General features: G+C 70.6%; 16 protein-coding genes and 3 pseudogenes. 4 read left to right on the forward strand and 15 right to left on the reverse strand.

Annotation, left to right across the window (positions count from 1 at the left end):
- Positions 1–89: 89 nt before the first annotated feature.
- Together zapE and OG737_RS32750 are read right to left on the reverse strand one after the other, a co-directional pair.
- Positions 90–446: pseudogene (gene zapE, locus OG737_RS32745) on the reverse strand (AFG1/ZapE family ATPase); the annotation flags it as partial.
- Between the two features lie 107 nt (positions 447–553).
- Positions 554–919 (reverse strand): annotated as a pseudogene (locus OG737_RS32750) (PEP-utilizing enzyme); the annotation flags it as partial.
- A gap of 40 nt (positions 920–959) precedes the next feature.
- Here OG737_RS32750 and OG737_RS32755 point away from each other — a divergent pair.
- A pseudogene (locus OG737_RS32755) lies at positions 960–1,409 on the forward strand (acetylxylan esterase); the annotation flags it as partial.
- A gap of 71 nt (positions 1,410–1,480) precedes the next feature.
- Positions 1,481–2,962, forward strand: a complete 1,482-nt coding sequence (locus tag OG737_RS32760) for a N,N-dimethylformamidase beta subunit family domain-containing protein (RefSeq protein ID WP_405922329.1) — start codon at positions 1,481–1,483, stop codon at positions 2,960–2,962.
- Positions 2,963–3,323: 361 nt separating this feature from the next.
- Here OG737_RS32760 and OG737_RS32765 read toward each other — a convergent pair whose 3' ends face one another.
- Both OG737_RS32765 and OG737_RS32770 read right to left on the reverse strand, forming a co-directional pair.
- Positions 3,324–3,941, reverse strand: coding sequence for a TOPRIM nucleotidyl transferase/hydrolase domain-containing protein (locus OG737_RS32765; RefSeq protein ID WP_328929828.1), 618 nt, complete (start codon positions 3,939–3,941; stop codon positions 3,324–3,326).
- 740 nt (positions 3,942–4,681) lie between these two features.
- Positions 4,682–5,908: a serine hydrolase domain-containing protein gene (locus tag OG737_RS32770; RefSeq protein ID WP_405676564.1), complete on the reverse strand. Its 1,227-nt coding sequence runs from the start codon at positions 5,906–5,908 to the stop codon at positions 4,682–4,684.
- Positions 5,909–6,039: 131 nt separating this feature from the next.
- On the opposite strand from OG737_RS32770, the gene OG737_RS32775 reads away from it, so the two are divergent.
- Together OG737_RS32775 and OG737_RS32780 are read left to right on the forward strand one after the other, a co-directional pair.
- The gene (locus tag OG737_RS32775) at positions 6,040–6,264 is read left to right on the forward strand and encodes a hypothetical protein (protein ID WP_405676562.1); all 225 of its coding nucleotides are present in this window, start codon (positions 6,040–6,042) and stop codon (positions 6,262–6,264) included.
- Between the two features lie 136 nt (positions 6,265–6,400).
- Positions 6,401–7,177: a MerR family transcriptional regulator gene (locus tag OG737_RS32780; RefSeq protein ID WP_328929831.1), complete on the forward strand. Its 777-nt coding sequence runs from the start codon at positions 6,401–6,403 to the stop codon at positions 7,175–7,177.
- Between the two features lie 228 nt (positions 7,178–7,405).
- Here the strand turns inward: OG737_RS32780 and OG737_RS32785 are convergent, their stop codons facing one another.
- From OG737_RS32785 to OG737_RS32835, 11 genes are all read right to left on the reverse strand, one after another.
- Complete coding sequence (locus OG737_RS32785; protein ID WP_405676560.1) at positions 7,406–7,750, reverse strand: hypothetical protein; 345 nt, start codon at positions 7,748–7,750, stop codon at positions 7,406–7,408.
- A gap of 79 nt (positions 7,751–7,829) precedes the next feature.
- A complete protein-coding gene (locus OG737_RS32790) occupies positions 7,830–8,417 on the reverse strand; it encodes a rhodanese-like domain-containing protein (protein WP_405676558.1) in 588 nt (195 codons plus the stop codon).
- 70 nt (positions 8,418–8,487) lie between these two features.
- On the reverse strand, positions 8,488–9,414 hold the full coding sequence (locus OG737_RS32795) for a formylglycine-generating enzyme family protein (RefSeq protein ID WP_405676556.1): 927 nt from the start codon (positions 9,412–9,414) through the stop codon (positions 8,488–8,490).
- Between the two features lie 74 nt (positions 9,415–9,488).
- A complete protein-coding gene (locus OG737_RS32800; RefSeq protein ID WP_405676554.1) occupies positions 9,489–10,892 on the reverse strand; it encodes a sulfatase in 1,404 nt (467 codons plus the stop codon).
- A 163-nt stretch (positions 10,893–11,055) separates the two neighbouring features.
- Positions 11,056–11,148, reverse strand: coding sequence for a putative leader peptide (locus tag OG737_RS32805; protein ID WP_328929836.1), 93 nt, complete (start codon positions 11,146–11,148; stop codon positions 11,056–11,058).
- Between the two features lie 133 nt (positions 11,149–11,281).
- Positions 11,282–12,166 carry an ABC transporter permease gene (locus tag OG737_RS32810; protein ID WP_405676551.1) on the reverse strand — a complete coding sequence of 295 codons (885 nt, stop codon included), beginning with the start codon at positions 12,164–12,166 and terminating at the stop codon, positions 11,282–11,284.
- Entirely contained in the window at positions 12,153–12,947 is a 795-nt protein-coding gene (locus tag OG737_RS32815; RefSeq protein ID WP_328928294.1) for an ABC transporter ATP-binding protein, read from the reverse strand. The genes OG737_RS32810 and OG737_RS32815 overlap by 14 nt, the downstream gene beginning before the upstream one ends.
- A 34-nt stretch (positions 12,948–12,981) precedes the next feature.
- Positions 12,982–14,094, reverse strand: coding sequence for an aliphatic sulfonate ABC transporter substrate-binding protein (locus OG737_RS32820; RefSeq protein WP_405676549.1), 1,113 nt, complete (start codon positions 14,092–14,094; stop codon positions 12,982–12,984).
- A 257-nt stretch (positions 14,095–14,351) separates the two neighbouring features.
- The gene (locus OG737_RS32825; RefSeq protein WP_405922330.1) at positions 14,352–14,660 is read right to left on the reverse strand and encodes a putative leader peptide; all 309 of its coding nucleotides are present in this window, start codon (positions 14,658–14,660) and stop codon (positions 14,352–14,354) included.
- Positions 14,587–15,045 carry an Rrf2 family transcriptional regulator gene (locus OG737_RS32830; protein WP_328929839.1) on the reverse strand — a complete coding sequence of 153 codons (459 nt, stop codon included), beginning with the start codon at positions 15,043–15,045 and terminating at the stop codon, positions 14,587–14,589. The genes OG737_RS32825 and OG737_RS32830 overlap by 74 nt, the downstream gene beginning before the upstream one ends.
- A 128-nt stretch (positions 15,046–15,173) precedes the next feature.
- Positions 15,174–16,376: an acyl-CoA dehydrogenase gene (locus tag OG737_RS32835; RefSeq protein WP_405676546.1), complete on the reverse strand. Its 1,203-nt coding sequence runs from the start codon at positions 16,374–16,376 to the stop codon at positions 15,174–15,176.
- Between the last annotated feature and the right edge of the window lie 363 nt (positions 16,377–16,739).

The raw sequence follows: 16,739 nt of genomic DNA on the forward strand, positions 1-16,739 counted from the left end.
GCGACGCCCACGACACAACGCTGCCCGCGCGGGTCCACTCCGTCATGCAGCCGCCGGAAGAAGTCGTGGAAGTGCGGGCGCCGCTTTCGGCCCGGAGCGAGACCCTCGTAGACGGTGTCCACGAGCCGGCTCTTGCCACGGCCCACCGGCCCCCACACGTACAGGTCACGCGGCGGCTTGGGGAAGGTCCAGGCAGGCCGGGCGAGTTCACCCGCCAGCCGGGACAGCCGTTCCACAGCCGGCCTCTGGGCGGGAGGGCGATGGCGAATCTGAGCCGGGCCGCCGCCTCGTGGAAATGGGCGCGCATGACCTCCTCTTGCTTGTGCACTGTGCATCTCACCCGTTCGTACGTCGGTAGGCATAAGGTCGTCGGCCCCGGGTGCGGTACGCCGTCCCCGGCGCGCCCGCACCGCCTGGAGGTCAGGAGGGGGCGGGGGACGATGCATCGGCCGGTTCGAGGACGTCCACCGTCCCCCGGCCGCCGTCCACCCATGTCGCCCGTCCGGATCCGCGTCGTGGCGTTGCCGCAGCCGACGACCGCCGGAATGCCGAGCTCCCGTGCCACGATCGACGCGTGCGAGAGGTTCGGGACGTCCGTCACGATCGCGGAGATCCGTGTGAACAGCGGTGTCCAGCCGATGTTCGTCACCGTGGTCACCAGGATCTCGCCCGGCCGGATCACCTCGCCCTCCTCGACGGTGGCGACGATCCGGGCGATGCCCTCCACCACGCCTCCGGAAGCAGGCGAGCCCACGACCGTGTCCGCGGCGGGCGCCGTCCGGTGCGCGTCGAACAGGTCGGCCCGGCGGTTAGGGTCGGCGGCCCAGGCAGCCGGATCGAACTCGCCCCGGATCAGGGTCGGGTAGACCGGGAGTGCCCGGTAGCCCTCGTACGCGGCACGGCGGGCCGGTACCACCACGAGCGGGGCCCAGTCACCGCCGAGCAGCTACAACGCGGGCCGCGGACTGCCCCACGAATGGCTGCTGTGGGCCGCCGCCGGATACGCCCACTTCGTGATGGACAACCGGGGCCAGGGGTCCGGGTGGCGCACGGGGGACACCCCCGACAACGGCGCAGGCGGCGAACCCTCCCACCCCGGATTCATGACACAGGGCGTCCTCGACCCCAAGGACTACGGCTGCGGCGTCAGTCAGGGGCATCTGCCGAGACCGAGCGGGCGGCGAACCGGGCCTGCGGACCCAGTGGAGACCGTTTGCTTTCGTGGCGCGCAGGGGAGTGGCGGCCGCCATGGGCTAGAACAGGATTCCCATGCGGTGCGCGGATCCGGAGTGATGTGGTGGAGCAAACGGGGGTGCCGGGCGGGGCGGTGGAATCCCGAAAGGGGCCCGGGCGTCGGCTGCTTTTGGGCTTTGCCGCTGCCGCGCTCGCTTCGTGGCCTGCCGGTATGACGACATCCGCGAGTGCGGCCGTCGGTCTCGAGGACACCGCGGACCGCGTCCAGAGGGGGCGTGGACTCGATGTGAAGGCTGAGAACGCGCTGCCCGGCTCCCCTGAATGGCGGATCACCCGGGCCGGGCCGGCGCGTGCTGTCGAGGGTTTCGCCGACCGGGTCAGTGTCTGCCCGGGAGAGTCGTTCGGATTGCGGGTTTCGACGACGTCCGCGTTCTACACCGTCTCCGCGTACCGGATGGGCTGGTACGGCGGCGCCAGGGCCCGTCTGGTCTGGAAGTCGGCCGCTCTGCCGGGTGTCCTCCAGCCGCCGGCCAGGACCGATCCCGGCACGCGGATGGCGCGCACCGAGTGGGAGCCGACGGCGCAAGTGGACACCTCGGCGTGGCCGGAGGGCTGTTACCTCCTGCGGCTGGACACCCAGGACGGGCGGGCCCAGCGCTACGTGCCACTCACCGTCCGGTCCTCCTCGACCGCCGGCCGTACGGTCGTGGTCAACGCGGTGGCCACCTGGCAGGCGTACAACCGGTGGGGCGGCGCGGACCTCTACAGGGGCCCGACGGGCAAGGGCGGGTCGCGGTCCCTCCAGGTCTCCTTCGACCGCCCGTACGCCAACAGACAAGGCGCCGGCCAGTTCCTCGTGTTCGAGGCGCCAGTGATCGCGCTCGCCGAGCGCCTGGGAATTCCCCTGGCGTACGCGACGGGCCTGGACGTGGCCCGCGATCTGCATCTGCTCCACGGGGCGGCCGCCATGGTCTCGCCGGGCCACGACGAATACTGGAGTCCCGAGCAGCGCCGCCACGTGACCCGGGCGCGCGATGCGGGGATGAACCTGGCCGTGCTCGGTGCCAACTGCTGCTACCGAAGGATCCGCTTCGCGGCCTCCCCGGCCGGGCAGGACCGCATCGTGGTCTGCTACAAGAACGACTACGCCCAGGACCCCGGCTTCCAGCAGGGCTCCGCGCCCACGAACGAATTCCGGCGCGAGCCCGCCTCCGACCCCGAGAGCTCGCTGCTCGGCGTGATCTACGACGGCTATCCGGTCGACGCCCCCTACGTCGTCTCCCACCCGGACCACTGGCTCCTGGAGGGTACCGGGGCGCGGGCCGGCGACTCCTTCCCCCACCTGGTAGGGGTCGAGTACGACCGGGTGAACCCGGCCTTCCCGACGCCGCGGCCGATCGAGGTGCTCGCGCACTCGCCGGTGGTGTGCAAGGGCCGGCCCTCGTACGCGGATACGGCCTACCTGTCCCTGCCTGGGGGTGCCGCGGTGTTCGCGACGGGCACCATGCGCTGGGTCGAGGCCCTCGACGCGAGCGGGCCCGGTGGCGGCAGGGGCAACCACGGCCTGGACGCACGCGCTGGGCACTTCACGCGCACGGTCACCGCCAATGTCCTACGGGCGTTCGCGCGCGGGGCAACGGGGCGGGCCAAGCCCGCCCAGGACAATCTGGCCGCCCACCACGGGGACACAAACGCCGCGATCGCCACCCGCTGGCCGCTACTCCCGGTCCGAGCCCAAAGCCTCGGGCCATTGCCGAGGCCGTCCTGACGCCCGAGCAGTTCAGCGTCATCACCGATCGCCTCCTACCCGCGTCCTGGCCGGCGGTCGGCCACCGGCTGCGGAGTGGAGGACCCACCGGTTCTCTTTCACGACTCGGTGCCGCTGGCCCCGGGGGCCGGCTGCCCCTGGCAACGGAGGCGGCAGGTGCTCCTGGACCTGGTCGGGTTGGTCCGGTATCCGTTACCAAGCGGTGTCGGCGAAGTCCGGCGCCGGTCCGGTCCGATCCCTCACCGCACGTATCAGCCACTCTTCCCCACGGATCGTGGGGGCGAAGCCCCGACGATCCGTTTCTCGCGGAACTTCGGCTGGCCCGCTTGGCCCCGGCGTGCCTGCCTGCGGGGACCGACCATCACAGGCCGGCGAAGAGGTCGTCCAGCGGGGCGGGCACCTGGTCAGGGGCCAGGGCTTCGACCAGGAGGCGGCCGTAGCGGATCTTGCGGCCCTTCTTCGTGCCGATGAAGCGCCGCAACTGCTGGTGGCGGGGCCGACCGTGCTGGGCGGGCTGCTGTACGAAGGTCTGCCAGGCGCGCAATTCGTCCTCGGTCTGGACGATCTGCTCGACCCGCGCCGGGCCCAGCGCACGGATGAGCTCGTCCTCCAGGTCCGCCGTACAGACGAAGACGTCCGGGCGCGGTGCCCAGGCCGGGTTGAGGCCCCGGTCGAAGAAGGGTTTCTCGTGCTCGTCGCACAGACCGATCAGGCGCAGACCGAGACCGGACGGCCCGAGGAGCCCTGCGTAGCGGCCGACGCTCATCGCCCCGCCCATCGGCACCACGCACACCCCCTCGGCCGCCAGGTCACGGCCTCGCCCTGCGGCCAGCGCCTCGACGGCCGCCAGGTCGCTCGGTCCTTCCAGCAGGACCGCCGTGTGCACCCCCAGGAGCTCCACCAGCTCCCTCGCCGCCCCGCCGGACCCACCGCCCGCCCAGCCTGTGACCTCGTCCCGGAACATGCTCATGTCGACCATGCCGGGGAGTCTGCTACGTCCACCGACGGCAGCGCACGCGATATTCGGCCCCGCGACCGCGCAGGCTCGGGCGCCGGGCGCGCCCTGAGCAGGAGCAGCTCTGGCGGCGTCCGGTGGATCAGCGGCGGGATCATCCGTACCCGCTGATCCGGATCGGGCCGTCCGTGTGCTCGGCGAGCACATCGGAGAGCTCGTTCGGCGGCCGGGCCGGCGTGGCCAGGCAGCGGGACAAGCGCGACGCTGCCCGGTACCGAGGCGGGTGGCCGGCTGCTGGTGCAGACCCGATGTGCCGCCGGGCAGGATCAGGGACGGCCAGTGCTCAGGGGAAGGGTCGCTCCGGCACGTACGGAATGGATGACCGCGTCATGCAGGGCCCGGCTCGCCTCTTCGCTGGGGCACGGGACGGGGCTTCCGGCGAGGGGGAGCCAGTCGGACCCCCCGCTGTTACTGCACCTGGCCTCCCAGTCGGCGCCGTCCAACGGCCGGTTCTCCCATCTGGAGCGCCCGTTGTGGCAATTCCAGCGCTACCTCGCGGAGCGACTGCTGTGACTGCCGCAACGTTGGTCAAGGGGGAGGGGGAGTCGATGCGCACCACTGACATCGGCCTCGCTCCTTTCCTGTCCTGAACCGAGTGGGGAGCGGAAGTGAGCGCCTCTCAGGTTGGCATGCCGGGCCGCCACCTTGGGCGAGCCGTTTTCTGCGCATGTGGACCGGGCAGGCCGAGCCCAGCAAGCTCGATGTCAGTCGATGGCCTGGTAGAGCGTGGTCCAGAAGTCGTGGATGAGGCGCGCCGAGTCCGGGGTGGACATCCCGACCTGGGTGAGCAGGATTCCGGTGAGCCGGTTGTCCGGGTCGGCGTAGGCCGTGGTGCCGGTACCGCCGTCCCAGCCGAACTGGCCGATGGGCGCGTAGTCGCCACGATAGGTGCGCACCGCCATTCCCAAACCCCAGCCTCCGTGCTGCCCTTGGCCGACCGTGATGTGGGCGATGTTCCTGTACGTGGCGTCACGGGCGGCTTGTTGCCCGGGCGTGAGGCGGTTGGTGGTCATCAGCTCGACGGCAGGCCGGGACAGGATCCGTTCGCTGCCGTGCATGCCGTGGTTCAGCAGCATCTGGAAGTAGGCGTGGTAGTCGTCGGCGGTGGAGACCAGCCCGCCGCCGGCGCCCTGGAACGCCGGAGGCCGGCTGGACCTTCCGCCGGCTGCCTCGTCCCACACGAGGAACTCTCCCGTCTGCGGGTCGGGCCCGTACAGGGGCGGCAGCCGGTCGATCTTGTCGGCGGGCACGTGGAACCCGGTGTCCTTCATCCCCAGCGGAGCGAGGATGCGTTCGCGCAGGAACGTTTCCAACGGCTGGCCCGTGACCCTGGCGACCAGCACGCCGAGTACTTCGTTGCTGAGGTCGTACTGCCACCGCTCGCCGGGCTGGTAGGACAGCGGCAGCTCGCCGAGGCGGCGCATCCACTCGCCCGGGTCGGGTGCCGGGCCGGATGCCACGCTGTAGTCGAGACGCTCGAAGGTCGCGGCCCTGATCGGGGAGTCCAGCAACTCGAAATCCATTCCCAGCCCGAACGTGGAGGTCAGCAGGTCCCGTACGGTGATCGGCCGTCGCGCCGGCACAGTGTCCTCCAGCGGGCCGTCGGGCCGCTTCAGCACCCGGCGGCCGCCGAGTTCGGGCAGCCACGGATCCACCGGGTCATCCAGCCGCAGCCTGCACTCATCAAGCAGAACCATTGCCGCTGCCATCGTGACCGGCTTGGACGTGGACGCCATCCGGAAGATCGTGTCCCGGCGTATCGGCGCGCCACCGTCGTGACGCATCGTCCCGATCGCTTCGACGTGGGTCCGGCCGCCGCGGCTGACCAGGGCAACGAGCCCGGGAATCTTCTTGGACTCGACATGCTGTGCCAGCACCTTGCGCAGTTTGCGCAGTCCTGCTTCGGAGAAGCCGCCGTTGCTTGTTCCCATCATGAATCTCCTTGTCCACAGTGTTGGAGCTCACGGCCGGCCCTGGTGGGTACCTGGCCCCTTCGGGTGGCCATGCGAAGAGCCTGCACCCTTGACCTAGGGTCAAGGTCAACCTGCATCGAGACGATGGGGTGACGGCAACGATCGCAAGCACCCTGGTTCTGGACCAGGTGTCGGCCGCGGTCCGCGCCGGCCGGCACGCCGAGATCGCCATCGAGGCCCACGTGATCCACGCCGCGCTCGGCCCGGTCCTCGACCCGTTGACCGTCCCGGTGAGGCACGTGGTCGCCTCAGCTGCCGGTCCCGGCAGCAGGGGGATGGGCTGGAGCAGATGCGCGCTATCCTCGCCCGTGTGATCGTCCGCAACCCCTACCTCAAGGTGAGCGCGAAGGTCGCCGGCGCTCGCGGCTCGATCCTGCGCAAGGACTCCGAACGTCGCCGACGCGGTTCGCGAGACTGCGGCCGCCCACGATCCGGAGGTGCGCTGAGCCGATGACAGACGGGCTCACGATCGGTCAGGCGGCCGCGTTCGTCGGCGTCACGATCAAGACGGTGCGGCACTATCACCGACTCGGCTTGGTCGCCGAGCCGGAACGCGACGGTTCCGGCTACCGTCGTTACCGATCGGCCGACCTGTTCCGGCTGGTCCGGGTCCGGACCTTGGCCGGGGCCGGCGTGCCGCTGGCCGAGATCGGTGACCTGCTCGATGCCGATCCCGAACAGTTCGCCGCCACCCTGGACGACGTTCATCGTCGGCTCACCGAACAGATCGAGGACCTGATCGCGCGCCGCGACAGGCTGCACCGTCTCGACCATGGTGACCGGGCCCTGCTGCCCGACCAGGCCTGCGCGGTCTTGGACCGGCTCCCCGGTCTCGGCTTCAGTCCCGACTACGTGGCCGGCCAACGCGAGGCTCTGGTGCTGGCCCGGGCGCTGGTTCCGGAGATCTTCGACAGCTTCTTGGCACGGCTCGGACATTTGCTGGACGATCCCGAGCACGTTGAGCTGACCAAGCGCGGCTTGGATGCGATGTCCTGGGATCCGGACGACCCGCGGATCGAGGAGCTGGCGCAGACGCTGGCCGACAAGCTGCTGGCCAACCGCGCGCTGCTGGCGATGCCGACCGGGTTCCAGAACCAGTCCGACGCCGCCTCCCGGTACGGACTGGTCAACCACCACCGCGAAGACCAGGCACCATCCATCGCCCGCTTGAACACGTTGGTCGAGGCGAACCTGCGCGCAGCCGGCATCGACATCCCACATCAGTGACGGCCGCCCAGCAGAACCGGTGCTGCGGCGGGACGCCCGCCCTTTCCCACCGCGTCGGGACCGGGCCGCCTGACGGGCGGCCCCCACGCTGTGGCATCCGACCGAAAGCCAGCGCGCCGTCGATCGGGGGCCAAGGCGAGCAGGTCTGGCCCTCGTCCCACGTATGCCCCTCTTGACCTCGACCGCTATCCGAGGAGGCGTTCGGATTGGCTGCATGGGCAGATCAGGTCAGGCAAAGCCGACAACAGCATCGAGAACTTGCACGCGGCTCTTCGGAAGCTTGCTGAGACGTGCCGGGAAGCCTCGGTGGTTGCCCCGGTCCTGGACCTTCCCGACGTTCATCCACCCCGGCATCGCAAGCTTCCCGACGGTGTGATCGCCCGGGTCCTTGCGAAGGACATCACTGCGGCCATCGCCCAAGGCCGGGCACTTGACGCGAACCTTGCCACAGGCTTGACGCCGGGAGGAGCTGTAGCGCTCCGGCTCGGGTGTGCCCGCCAGCAGGGTGAGGGGCCAGACGCCGTTGCGCCAGGCCGTCGACTCCCGGGCCGCAGCCTGCTCCTTGAGGACCACGACGACGTTCGGGGTGCGGCCGTCCGGTGTGCGCAGCGGTGGCCAGGCGGGCTTCTACTCGGCGAAGGAGCGGGAGTGGTCACGCGCGAGGTTCCCTGGGGGAAACCGAGGGGAACGAGGTGTCCAGGGGCGCTTCCCTCCGCCGGTTGAAGGGAAGTCCGCCGAGCACGACCGCCATGCCGCAGGTGTTGCTGAGGGCGGAGAAGACCAGGCCGGCCGCGATCCCCGCGGACAGCCACCGGAAGGCCGGGTGGACGAGGAAGCCGAGGGCCAGGCCGAGAAGCACGACGGAGCCCGCCGTGAAACGGACTTGGCGCTCCATGGACCAGACGTTCCGCGTACGGCCTTCGGGGCGGTCGAGCCCGTGCCCCGCGGCCGCCCAGGCGGCGGTGCCGCCGGTGAGGTTCGACGCGTCGATGCCGTGGGAGGCCAGGGTGGCAACGGCGTTCTCCGCCCGGGCGCCGGAGGCGCACACCACCAGCAGGGTCCTGTGCTCGGCGGCCTGCCGGAGATCCGGCAGCGCCCGCCCGATGCGGTCGAGGGGGACGTTGACGGCGTTCGGCAGGTGGCCGGACGCGAACTCGCCCGGAGTACGGACATCGACGACGGTCAGCTCGTGGCGGCGGGAGAACGCCTCGCTCACGCTCAGGGCGGATGAAACACTCATGGCGGATCGTGGTCCTTGGCAGAAGGGGGAGGGCCTGGGCGGAGGTGTCTCGACGGGTGTGCGGGCGCCGTCAGGACGGCCGTATTGTGCCGGCGGCCGCGCCGCTGTCCGCGGCCACTCGGAAGCCGATGTTGCCGGTGGAGCTGTCGGGCGTGTTGGAGCTGCGGGCCGCGACGCGGTAGCGGTTGCAGTACGAGTCGTGGCAGAGGTAGGAGCCGCCGCGCATCACGCGGCCGGCTCCGGGTGCGAACCAGTCGGCGCACCATTCCCATACGTTGCCGACGACGTTGTAGAGCCCGAAGCCGTTGGGGCGGAAGGACTTCGCCGGTGCCGTGCCCTCGTAGCCGTCCTCCGCGGTGTTCAGGGTGGGGAAGTCGCCCTGCCAGATGTTGCACATGTGCCGGCCGCCGGGGGTGAGGTCGTCACCCCACGGGTAGCGCCGCTGCTCGAGCCCGCCGCGGGCCGCGTACTCCCATTCGGCCTCGGTGGGCAGGCGGGTGCCGGACCAGGCGCAGTACGCCTGGGCGTCGTTCCAGGAGACGTGGATGACGGGGTGGTTCTGGCGTGCGGTGACGGACGATCCGGCGCCCTCGGGGTGCCGCCAGCTCGCGCCCGGGACGGCCCGCCACCAGGGGACGGCCGCCACGGGTTGGGAGACGGCGGCGACGTCCTCGGCCAGGAAGCCGCCGAAGACGAAGGAGAAACCGAAGTGTTCGGCTTCGGTGACGTGGCCGGCGGCTTTGACGAAGGTGGCGAACTGGGCGTTGGTCACCGTCGTGGGCGCGATGCGGAACGGGTCGACGGCGACCTCGCGTACCGGCCCTTCGCCGTCGGCCGGGAAGGAGTCCGGGTCGTCGGTGCCCATGAGGAAGTGCCCGCCCGGCAGGTCGACGAGCCGCCGGGCGGCCCGCTGGCCGGCCGCGGCAGGTGGCCGCGGCGCGAGGGAGAGCGCGACGGGGGCGGCGTCGCCCTGTCCGGGGGTGCAGCAGGAAAGCATGGCGGCTCCGTCGGTGTGAGTTGCGGGGGCGGGTGCCCCGCGGGTGATGCCGCGGGGCACCCGGCCGGGTACCGCTACGCGGCGCGGTCAGCCGCGAGTTGTGCTGCCAGGGCGGGGATGCCCAGGTTCTGCTCTTCCGCCGGGGTGGCCTGGTACAGCTTGTTCGTCAGCTGGTAGGGGTCGCCCGCCAGGTCGTAGTACTCGCGGAACTTCACCTGCCCCGTCCCGGACACGGTGCCGTTGCCGTCGGTGGTGAGGTCGTAGTACTCCGTGTACTGCTTGTTCTGGCCTACGTACGACGCCCAGGTGGGCGGGCCGCCCGCGTTCGTGCCCTGCTGCCACCACTCGACGAGCAGGTGGTCGCGGCTGTACGAGGAGAGCAGGGACCTGCCGTCCACCGAGTGGGTGGGCGTGATGCCGGCCGCGTCGAGGACCGTGGGGGCGATGTCGATGTTCGCGGTGATGCGGCTGTCGGTGGTCCCCGAGCTCAGGCCGCCCGCCGGCCAGGAGAGGTAGCACGGCACCTCGTGCGCCGGGCGGTAGGGGACCGACTTCTTGGTCCATCCGTGGTCGGCCCAGGTGAAGCCGTTGTCGGCGATGTAGATGACCAGGGTGTTGTCGAGCTGTCCGAGCGCCTGGAGCTTGTTCTTGAACGCCTGGACCGTGTCGTCGACGGTGAGCAGGGTGCGCAGCTGTTCCGCTCGGATCTGCTGCCCGTCGGCCAGGGTCCCGGTCGCGTTCCGGATGTAGGCCGGTTTGTCGCTGCGGTCGTTCTCCGGGACGGAGGGTCGGCCGTCCCAGTCCGGGACGGCCGTGCCGGCGTACTTCGCCTCGGGGGTGCGCGGACCGTGGGAGGCGTACGGGGTGACGTACGCGAACCAGGGCCGGGAGTCGGCCGCCGCCTTGTCGAGGAAGCTCAGCGTGCGGTTCTTGATGATGTTGGTGGTGTAGCCGTTGATCGTCTGGACCGTGCCGTTGACGTTCCACTGCGCGTCCACGTAGCCGGGCTGGAGGAGGGCGAAGTCCTCGAAGTGCGGCGGGTTGTCCGACAGGGTCCAGGAGTTGAGCCACTTGCCGAACAGGCCCGTGCGGTAGTCGGCTTGCTTCAGGTACCGGGGCAGGGTGGTGCTCTGGTCGAGCTGGTACGAGGCCTTGTTGTTGCGGACGCCGTGGTGGTGGGCGTAGCGGCCGGTGAGGACCGACGAACGGGAGGGCGAGCAGAGCGGGGTGGTGACGTGCCCGTTGGTGAACTTGACGCCCTGGTCGGCCAGCCAGGCCGTGGTCTTCGGCAGTGCCCATTCGGTGTGCTTGGGCTGGTCGTCCATGACGATGAGCAGGATGTTGGGACGGGTCGCGGCAGCGGCGGGACTGGCGGCCGCCACCTGGGCGATCGCGGGAACCGCCGCGGCGGCCGCGGCAGCCGCCGTGCCGGCGAGGAATCCGCGGCGGCTCACCCGGGGTCTGCTGTTGTCGCTCATGGGATGTCTTCTCCTGGTTCCGCAGCTCGTACGGGTACGGCAGATCAACTGCCGTGGAGGGGTGGAAGAGAGACGAGGATCAGGCATCGACCGGTCGGCCCCTTCGGGGGCGGACAGGGGTGAGATGCCAGGTGGGGATCCCGTGCGAAGAGGCGATGCGTGATTACCGTCGCGCCCAGGCGATCGGACACAGAGCGCTCGCCAGCCTGCCCAGATCGACGTGGCGGCGTGCAGTGAGAGGGCTTCCAGCTGCCATGCGGATGAGGTTAGGGGCGGGGGTGAGGCCGGTCCATGTACGGCATGTGAAAAGTGGAACTCTGCTCGGCGCGGCAGGTCCGGCGCCTGCCGGACCGGTGTCGCGGCTGGTCAGTGTCGAGCGTGACCGCTGATCAGCTCTTGACCAGCAGGCCGCGGCTGCGCAGCACCCAGCGCTCGACTGGGCTGAAGATCAGCAGGTCGATGGCGATGCCGACGACGAGGATGAGGATGATCGCGAGGAAGACGCCGGGCAGGTCGATGTTGTTGCGGCCGTTCTCCAGCAGCTGGCCCAGGCCCAGGCCGAGGTCGGGGGAGCTGGCGATGATCTCGGCGGCCATGAGGGAGCGCCAGGAGAAGGCCCAGCCCTGCTTGAGGCCGGCCAGGTAGCCGGGCAGTGCGGCCGGCATGACCACGTGCCGGGCACCGCTCAGCCCGGTGGCGCCCAGGGTGCGGCCGGCCCGCAGGTAGAGGGGCGGGATCTGGTCGATGCCGGAGACGAGGCCGTTGGCGATGGACGGGACGGCGCCCAGCAGGATCACCGTGTACATCATGGCGTCGTTGAGGCCGAACCAGAGTACCGCCGGTGGCACCCAGGCGACCGAGGGCAGGGACTGCAGGCCCTGCAGGATCGGGCCGATCGCGGCGCGGACGAACTTCACCCGGGCGACGAGGAGGCCGAGCGGGGTGCCGATGGCCAGGGCGAGGAGGAAGCCGAGCAGGCCGCGGGAGACGCTGGTCCAGATGATGTCCAGGAGCGTGCCCTTGAGCCACATGCCGGACAGGCTGTCCCATACGGCGGACAGGGCGGGGAGTTTGGTCTCCTCGGTGACCTTGGCCGCGACGAGGATCTGCCAGACCAGCAGGACGAGGCCGACGGCCAGGAACGGCGGCAGGACCTTCTTGACGAGGAGTTCGCGGACGGGGGTGCGGTGGGTCTGGACCGCGTCCAGGGCGTCGAGGCCGGCCTCCAGGCCCGCCAGGTCGTCCGTCTTCGCCTTCGTGTCAGTGCTGGCCATGGCGGCGGATCTCCCCACGCAGGTGTTCAGTGATCTCAAGGGACAGTTCCGCGACGTCCGCGTCCTCGATGCGGCGCGGCTGGGCGATGTCCACGGTCCATTCCTTGGCGACCCGGCCGGGCCGCGAGGAGAGCAGGACCACCCGCTGGGCGAGGCGCACGGCCTCGCGGACGTTGTGGGTGACGAACAGGACGGACAGCGAGGTCTCGGCCCAGATGCGGGTGAGTTCGCCGTGCAGTACGTCCCGGGTGATGGCGTCGAGCGCGGCGAACGGCTCGTCCATCAGCAGGAGCTGGCTGTCCTGGGCGAGCGCGCGGGCCAGGGCGACGCGCTGGCGCATGCCGCCGGACAGTTCGTGGACGCGCTTGCCGTAGGCGCCGCCGAGGCGGACCAGCTCCAGGAGGCGTTCGGCTTCGGGCTTGCGGTCGGTCTTGGGCAGCCCGCGCAGGCGCAGGGCGAGTTCGATGTTCTTGCCCGCGGTCAGCCACGGGAACAGGGCGTGCTCCTGGAACATCAGGGCGGGACGGCCGCCGGGGGTTTCGATGGTGCCCGCGCTGGGCTTGTCGAGACCGGCGACCAGGTTCAGCAGGGTGGACTTGCCGCATCCGGAGGCCCCCAGGATGGTGACGAACTCGCCGGGAGCGACATCGAGGCTGATGTCGTCCAGGACGAGCTGCGATCCGGCCGGGCCGGAGAAGGACTTCGAGACGTGCTCGATGCGCGCGGCGTGCGTGTGCTCCGCTGCGATGCCCTCGGCAGCCTTGGCGAGCGTGGTGGCCATGGTCGTCACCTCCTGGGGTTGCTGGATTTCGGGGTTACTTGGCGCCGAGACCGGCGTCGGAGACCTCGGGCTTGCCGGCGGCCTTGAGGACCTTGTTCAGCAGCGTCAGGTCGTAGATCCCGGCCAGGTCGGGCTGCTCGATGAGCTTGGCCTTGACGGCCCACTCGGACTCGGTCTTCAGCGTCGTCGCCAGCGGGTCGTCGGTGACCAGGATGGACGGCCACGCCGGGTCGATGACCTTGGCGTCGAGTGCCTTGCCGCTCTCCGCCTGCAGCTTCGCGTTGGCGGAGGCCTTCGCCTTGTCCGGGTTCGCGTTGATCCACTCGTTGGTCTTCACCGTGCCCGCCAGGACGGCCTCGACGACGTCCGGGTGCTCCTTGAGGAACTTCTGCGACACGATGACGTTCGTGATCACGAACTTCTTGTCGGGCCACAGGGCGGTCTCGTCGAGGAGTACGGAGCCGCCGTCGGAGACGAGCTTGGAGGCCGTGGGCTCGGGCACCCAGGCGCCGTCGATCGAGCCCTGCTTGAAGGCGTCCGGGGTGACCTTGTTGTCCGTGCGGACGACGGAGACGTCACCCTTGCCGGACTCCGGGTCGACCGACCAGCCCTTCTCGGAGATCCAGTTGAGGAACGCGACGTCCTGGGTGTTCCCCTTCTGCGGGGTGGCGATCTTCTTGCCCCTGAGGTCGTCCAGGGTCTTGATCTTGTCCGGGTTCACGACCAGCTTGACGCCGCCGGAGGCGGAGCCGGAGATGATCCGCAGGTTGGTGCCCCTGGACTTCACGTAGGCGTTGATCGACGGCGAGGGGCCGATGAAGCCGATGTCGAGAGAGCCGCCGTTGAGGGCCTCGATCTCGGACGGACCGGCGTTGAAGGACTGCGGCTTGATCGCGGTGCCGCCCAGCTCCTTCTGGATCAGGCCCTCCTGGAGGCCGACCAGCGCGGTGGCGTGCGTCAGATTCGGGAAGTACCCGATACGCACCTCGGCAGCCGACAGCTTCTTGCCGCCGGTCGCGGCGGCGTTGGCCGTCTTGTCCTCCGTCTTCTGCGCCTCGGAACCGTAGCCGCAGGCGGTGAGCAGCAGGGGGAGCGCCGCTGTGACGGCGATGGCGCGCAGGGTGGTGAGCGGTCTTGCGGCAGACACGGGGGTGTCCTTTCACGGGATGGTGTTCAGGGAGGTGCGGAGATGGGCGACGCGAAGCCTTCGGCACACACGGCACCCGCTCCCGGCCGTCGGCGGCGGGATCGCGGGCGCAGGCTGAGGAACGGAGAGGTGTCGGACGCCCGCGCTCGAAGGCGCGCGGTCGGTGAGGTCGGCCGAGGGGCCCGCACGGCCGCCGGTGAGCGGACTGGGGCAGCGCCCGATGTCGTACTACGCGGAGCCCGGCCCGGCGAAGGGTGTCAACAGGGCTGACAGATGGCGCTGGACGTACGGACCAGGTCAATGTGTCGGCGGGAGGTCAGAGGCAGCATCCGGCCTGCGTGGTGCAGTGTTCGCATGGCCACCTCCCTGATTCCTAGTTTTCCCACCTGGTTGGTAGGCATCTTGGCAGAGGCGGGCACCCGTCCCAAGAGGGTGACCGCATGGTGGACGCCTAGATCTCGCGATGCGAGACGGTGCAGGTGGGGCGGGGGGTCAGGGATTGGACCAGGCCCCGGGGGTATCGGCCAGCGCCGATACGCCAGAGGGCAGGGCGGACGATGCGACATCGGCCAGTGACACGCCGTCGAGGATCTCGCGCACGTTGGCCCGCAGTGCGATCCACAGGGGGAGCAGCGACTCGGCGGGGCCGGTGTAGGACAGGTCCGGTGGGCGGACCCCGCGCACCGAGACGAGCGGTCCGTCCACGATGCGGATGACATCCGCGATGCTGATGGACTGGGCGGGCTTGGCCAGCCGGTAGCCGCCGTTGCCGCCGCGCTGGCTGAGCACGAGACCGCCTCGGCGCATGTCGTTCAGGATGCCCTCGAGGAACTTGTGCGGGATGTCCTGGGCGTCGGCGATGGCTTCGGCCTTCACTGGCCCGTCACCCTGTGACGCGGCAAGCTGCAGCGCGGCACGTACCGCATAGTCCGCCCTGGCTGAGATCCGCATAGGGACATTATCCGGCATGGACTCGGCCGGCGTCGGTCGAGGGTGGCCGCAGGCTGCCGGGCAGGTGGTCATGCCCGGCAGCCGAGGGGATCAGGTCCGGATCCGCGTCCTGAGCGGTGCCCTGCGGGTCAATGGAAGGCTGCCGTCACCGCGCGGTGGGAGCCGTTGAGATAGTGCTCGCCGATGGAGCGCAGGCGGTGCGCGACCGGGCGATGGGCTGTCAGGACCCGGGCGTTGCGCCAGAACCGGTCCAGGCCGGGGGCGTCGGCGAGTTCCAGCACCCGGGCGGTGATGTGCAGGGTGGCCTTCGACGTCACGGCCTCGGCGGTGGCGACCAGGGCGGCGACGCCCGCGGGTACCTCGGCATCGAGCTGCGCACCCGCGGCGAGGGCCTGCGCCATCACCTCCGTCGCCCGGTCGACCACGGCGGTGGCCGTCTGAGCGGCAGAGGCGAGTTCCCCGTACGTCAGGAAGAGGTCCGGGTCCTCGCCGGGCAGCCGGTGTGCGCGGCCGCCCCTGCTGAGGTCGCGCGCTTCGGTGAGAGCGCCCTCGGCGATGCCGAGGCCGACGTGGCACAGGGCGAGCCGGAGCGCCGGCTCCGCGAGCGCGGTGAAGGGCGCGGTCGACTCCTCGTCGTGCGGCCGGCGGCCCAGCACCTGCCCGGGCGTGACGGTGACCCGGTCCAGGACGACCTCGCCCGCGCCGGCGACCCGCTGACCGAGGCGGTCGTGGGCGGGTTCGACGGTCACGCCCTGTGCGCCGGATGGGATCCGTACGACCAGGACGTCACCGGTCGCGGCGCAGACGGCGTCCACCACGATCTGGTCGGCCGCGGCCACCGCCGTGTCCACGGACCGGCGCCCGTTCAACAGGTAGCCGGTGACGCGCGGCCTCAGTGTGAGGTCCGGTCCCTCGGTGTCGCCGTTGGGCGCGGGAGTGCGGACCGCCCCGGTCCACAGCCACCGCTCGCGCACCGACTCCTCTTCGAGGGCGGTCGCGTGCTCGTGACTCGCGTAGAAGCGTCCGCTCCAAGCGTGTACGTAGTGGCGGGCGAGTACGTCGCCGACAGAGCTGTCCGCTGCGGCGATCTCCCGTATGACGGCGCATCCGGTACGCCAGTCCGCCCCGCGGCCGGGCCCGGGCGGGGTGAGGGCCGCCGGCAGGCCGGCCTCGCGCAGCCGGGCCGCCTCGTCGGTCGGCGGCCTGCCCGCCTGATCGCGGACGATGGCGTCCGCGGCGAGGTCGTCCGCCACGTCACGGGCGGTACGCAGCAGCGCGCGGCGCCGCTCGTCGGCGGACCGGAGGCCGGCGGGGCCGGGTGTCGTCCGCATGGGCGTCACCGGCAGGCCCCGGTGCCGCTGTGTGGCGCGGCGGGGGCTGGGCGGACAGCGGTGCCATGGGGGATGGCGGTGGTCATGTCGGCTACTCCGGAACGTTGTTGGGTGGCGTCGGCCGGCTGCCGGATCCCCACCTTTCCCATCGGATTGATAGGGATACTCGCCCTGGAGCGGCCTTCCCGGCAAGGCGTGACCGAATGGTGGACACTTCGATCTCGGGATGAAGGACGGCGCAGGTCAGCGGCCGGCTTGCGGGCTGGGTCGTCGCCGGATCCTCCGTCAGGGAGTGTGTGAACCCATGGAGTTCGCCCGATGGGATACCTGCCGGTGAGCCTTCGCCCAGGCGGAGATCCGCTG

Origin of the sequence: Streptomyces sp. NBC_00122 (assembly GCF_045160845.1) — a bacterium.
In the GTDB taxonomy this organism is placed as follows: domain Bacteria; phylum Actinomycetota; class Actinomycetes; order Streptomycetales; family Streptomycetaceae; genus Streptomyces.

What these genes read in the sequence shown, in the direction of transcription:
- OG737_RS32765 (WP_328929828.1), bottom strand. Translation starts at nt 3,941, where the DNA reads ATGGTCGACATGAGCATGTTCCGGGACGAGGTCACAGGCTGGGCGGGC.
- OG737_RS32770 (WP_405676564.1), bottom strand. Translation starts at nt 5,908, where the DNA reads ATGGGAACAAGCAACGGCGGCTTCTCCGAAGCAGGACTGCGCAAACTG.
- OG737_RS32780 (WP_328929831.1), top strand. Translation starts at nt 6,401, where the DNA reads ATGACAGACGGGCTCACGATCGGTCAGGCGGCCGCGTTCGTCGGCGTC.
- OG737_RS32790 (WP_405676558.1), bottom strand. Translation starts at nt 8,417, where the DNA reads ATGAGTGTTTCATCCGCCCTGAGCGTGAGCGAGGCGTTCTCCCGCCGC.
- OG737_RS32795 (WP_405676556.1), bottom strand. Translation starts at nt 9,414, where the DNA reads ATGCTTTCCTGCTGCACCCCCGGACAGGGCGACGCCGCCCCCGTCGCG.
- OG737_RS32800 (WP_405676554.1), bottom strand. Translation starts at nt 10,892, where the DNA reads ATGAGCGACAACAGCAGACCCCGGGTGAGCCGCCGCGGATTCCTCGCC.
- OG737_RS32805 (WP_328929836.1), bottom strand. Translation starts at nt 11,148, where the DNA reads ATGGCAGCTGGAAGCCCTCTCACTGCACGCCGCCACGTCGATCTGGGC.
- OG737_RS32810 (WP_405676551.1), bottom strand. Translation starts at nt 12,166, where the DNA reads ATGGCCAGCACTGACACGAAGGCGAAGACGGACGACCTGGCGGGCCTG.
- OG737_RS32815 (WP_328928294.1), bottom strand. Translation starts at nt 12,947, where the DNA reads ATGGCCACCACGCTCGCCAAGGCTGCCGAGGGCATCGCAGCGGAGCAC.
- OG737_RS32825 (WP_405922330.1), bottom strand. Translation starts at nt 14,660, where the DNA reads ATGTCGCATCGTCCGCCCTGCCCTCTGGCGTATCGGCGCTGGCCGATA.
- OG737_RS32830 (WP_328929839.1), bottom strand. Translation starts at nt 15,045, where the DNA reads ATGCGGATCTCAGCCAGGGCGGACTATGCGGTACGTGCCGCGCTGCAG.
- OG737_RS32835 (WP_405676546.1), bottom strand. Translation starts at nt 16,376, where the DNA reads ATGCGGACGACACCCGGCCCCGCCGGCCTCCGGTCCGCCGACGAGCGG.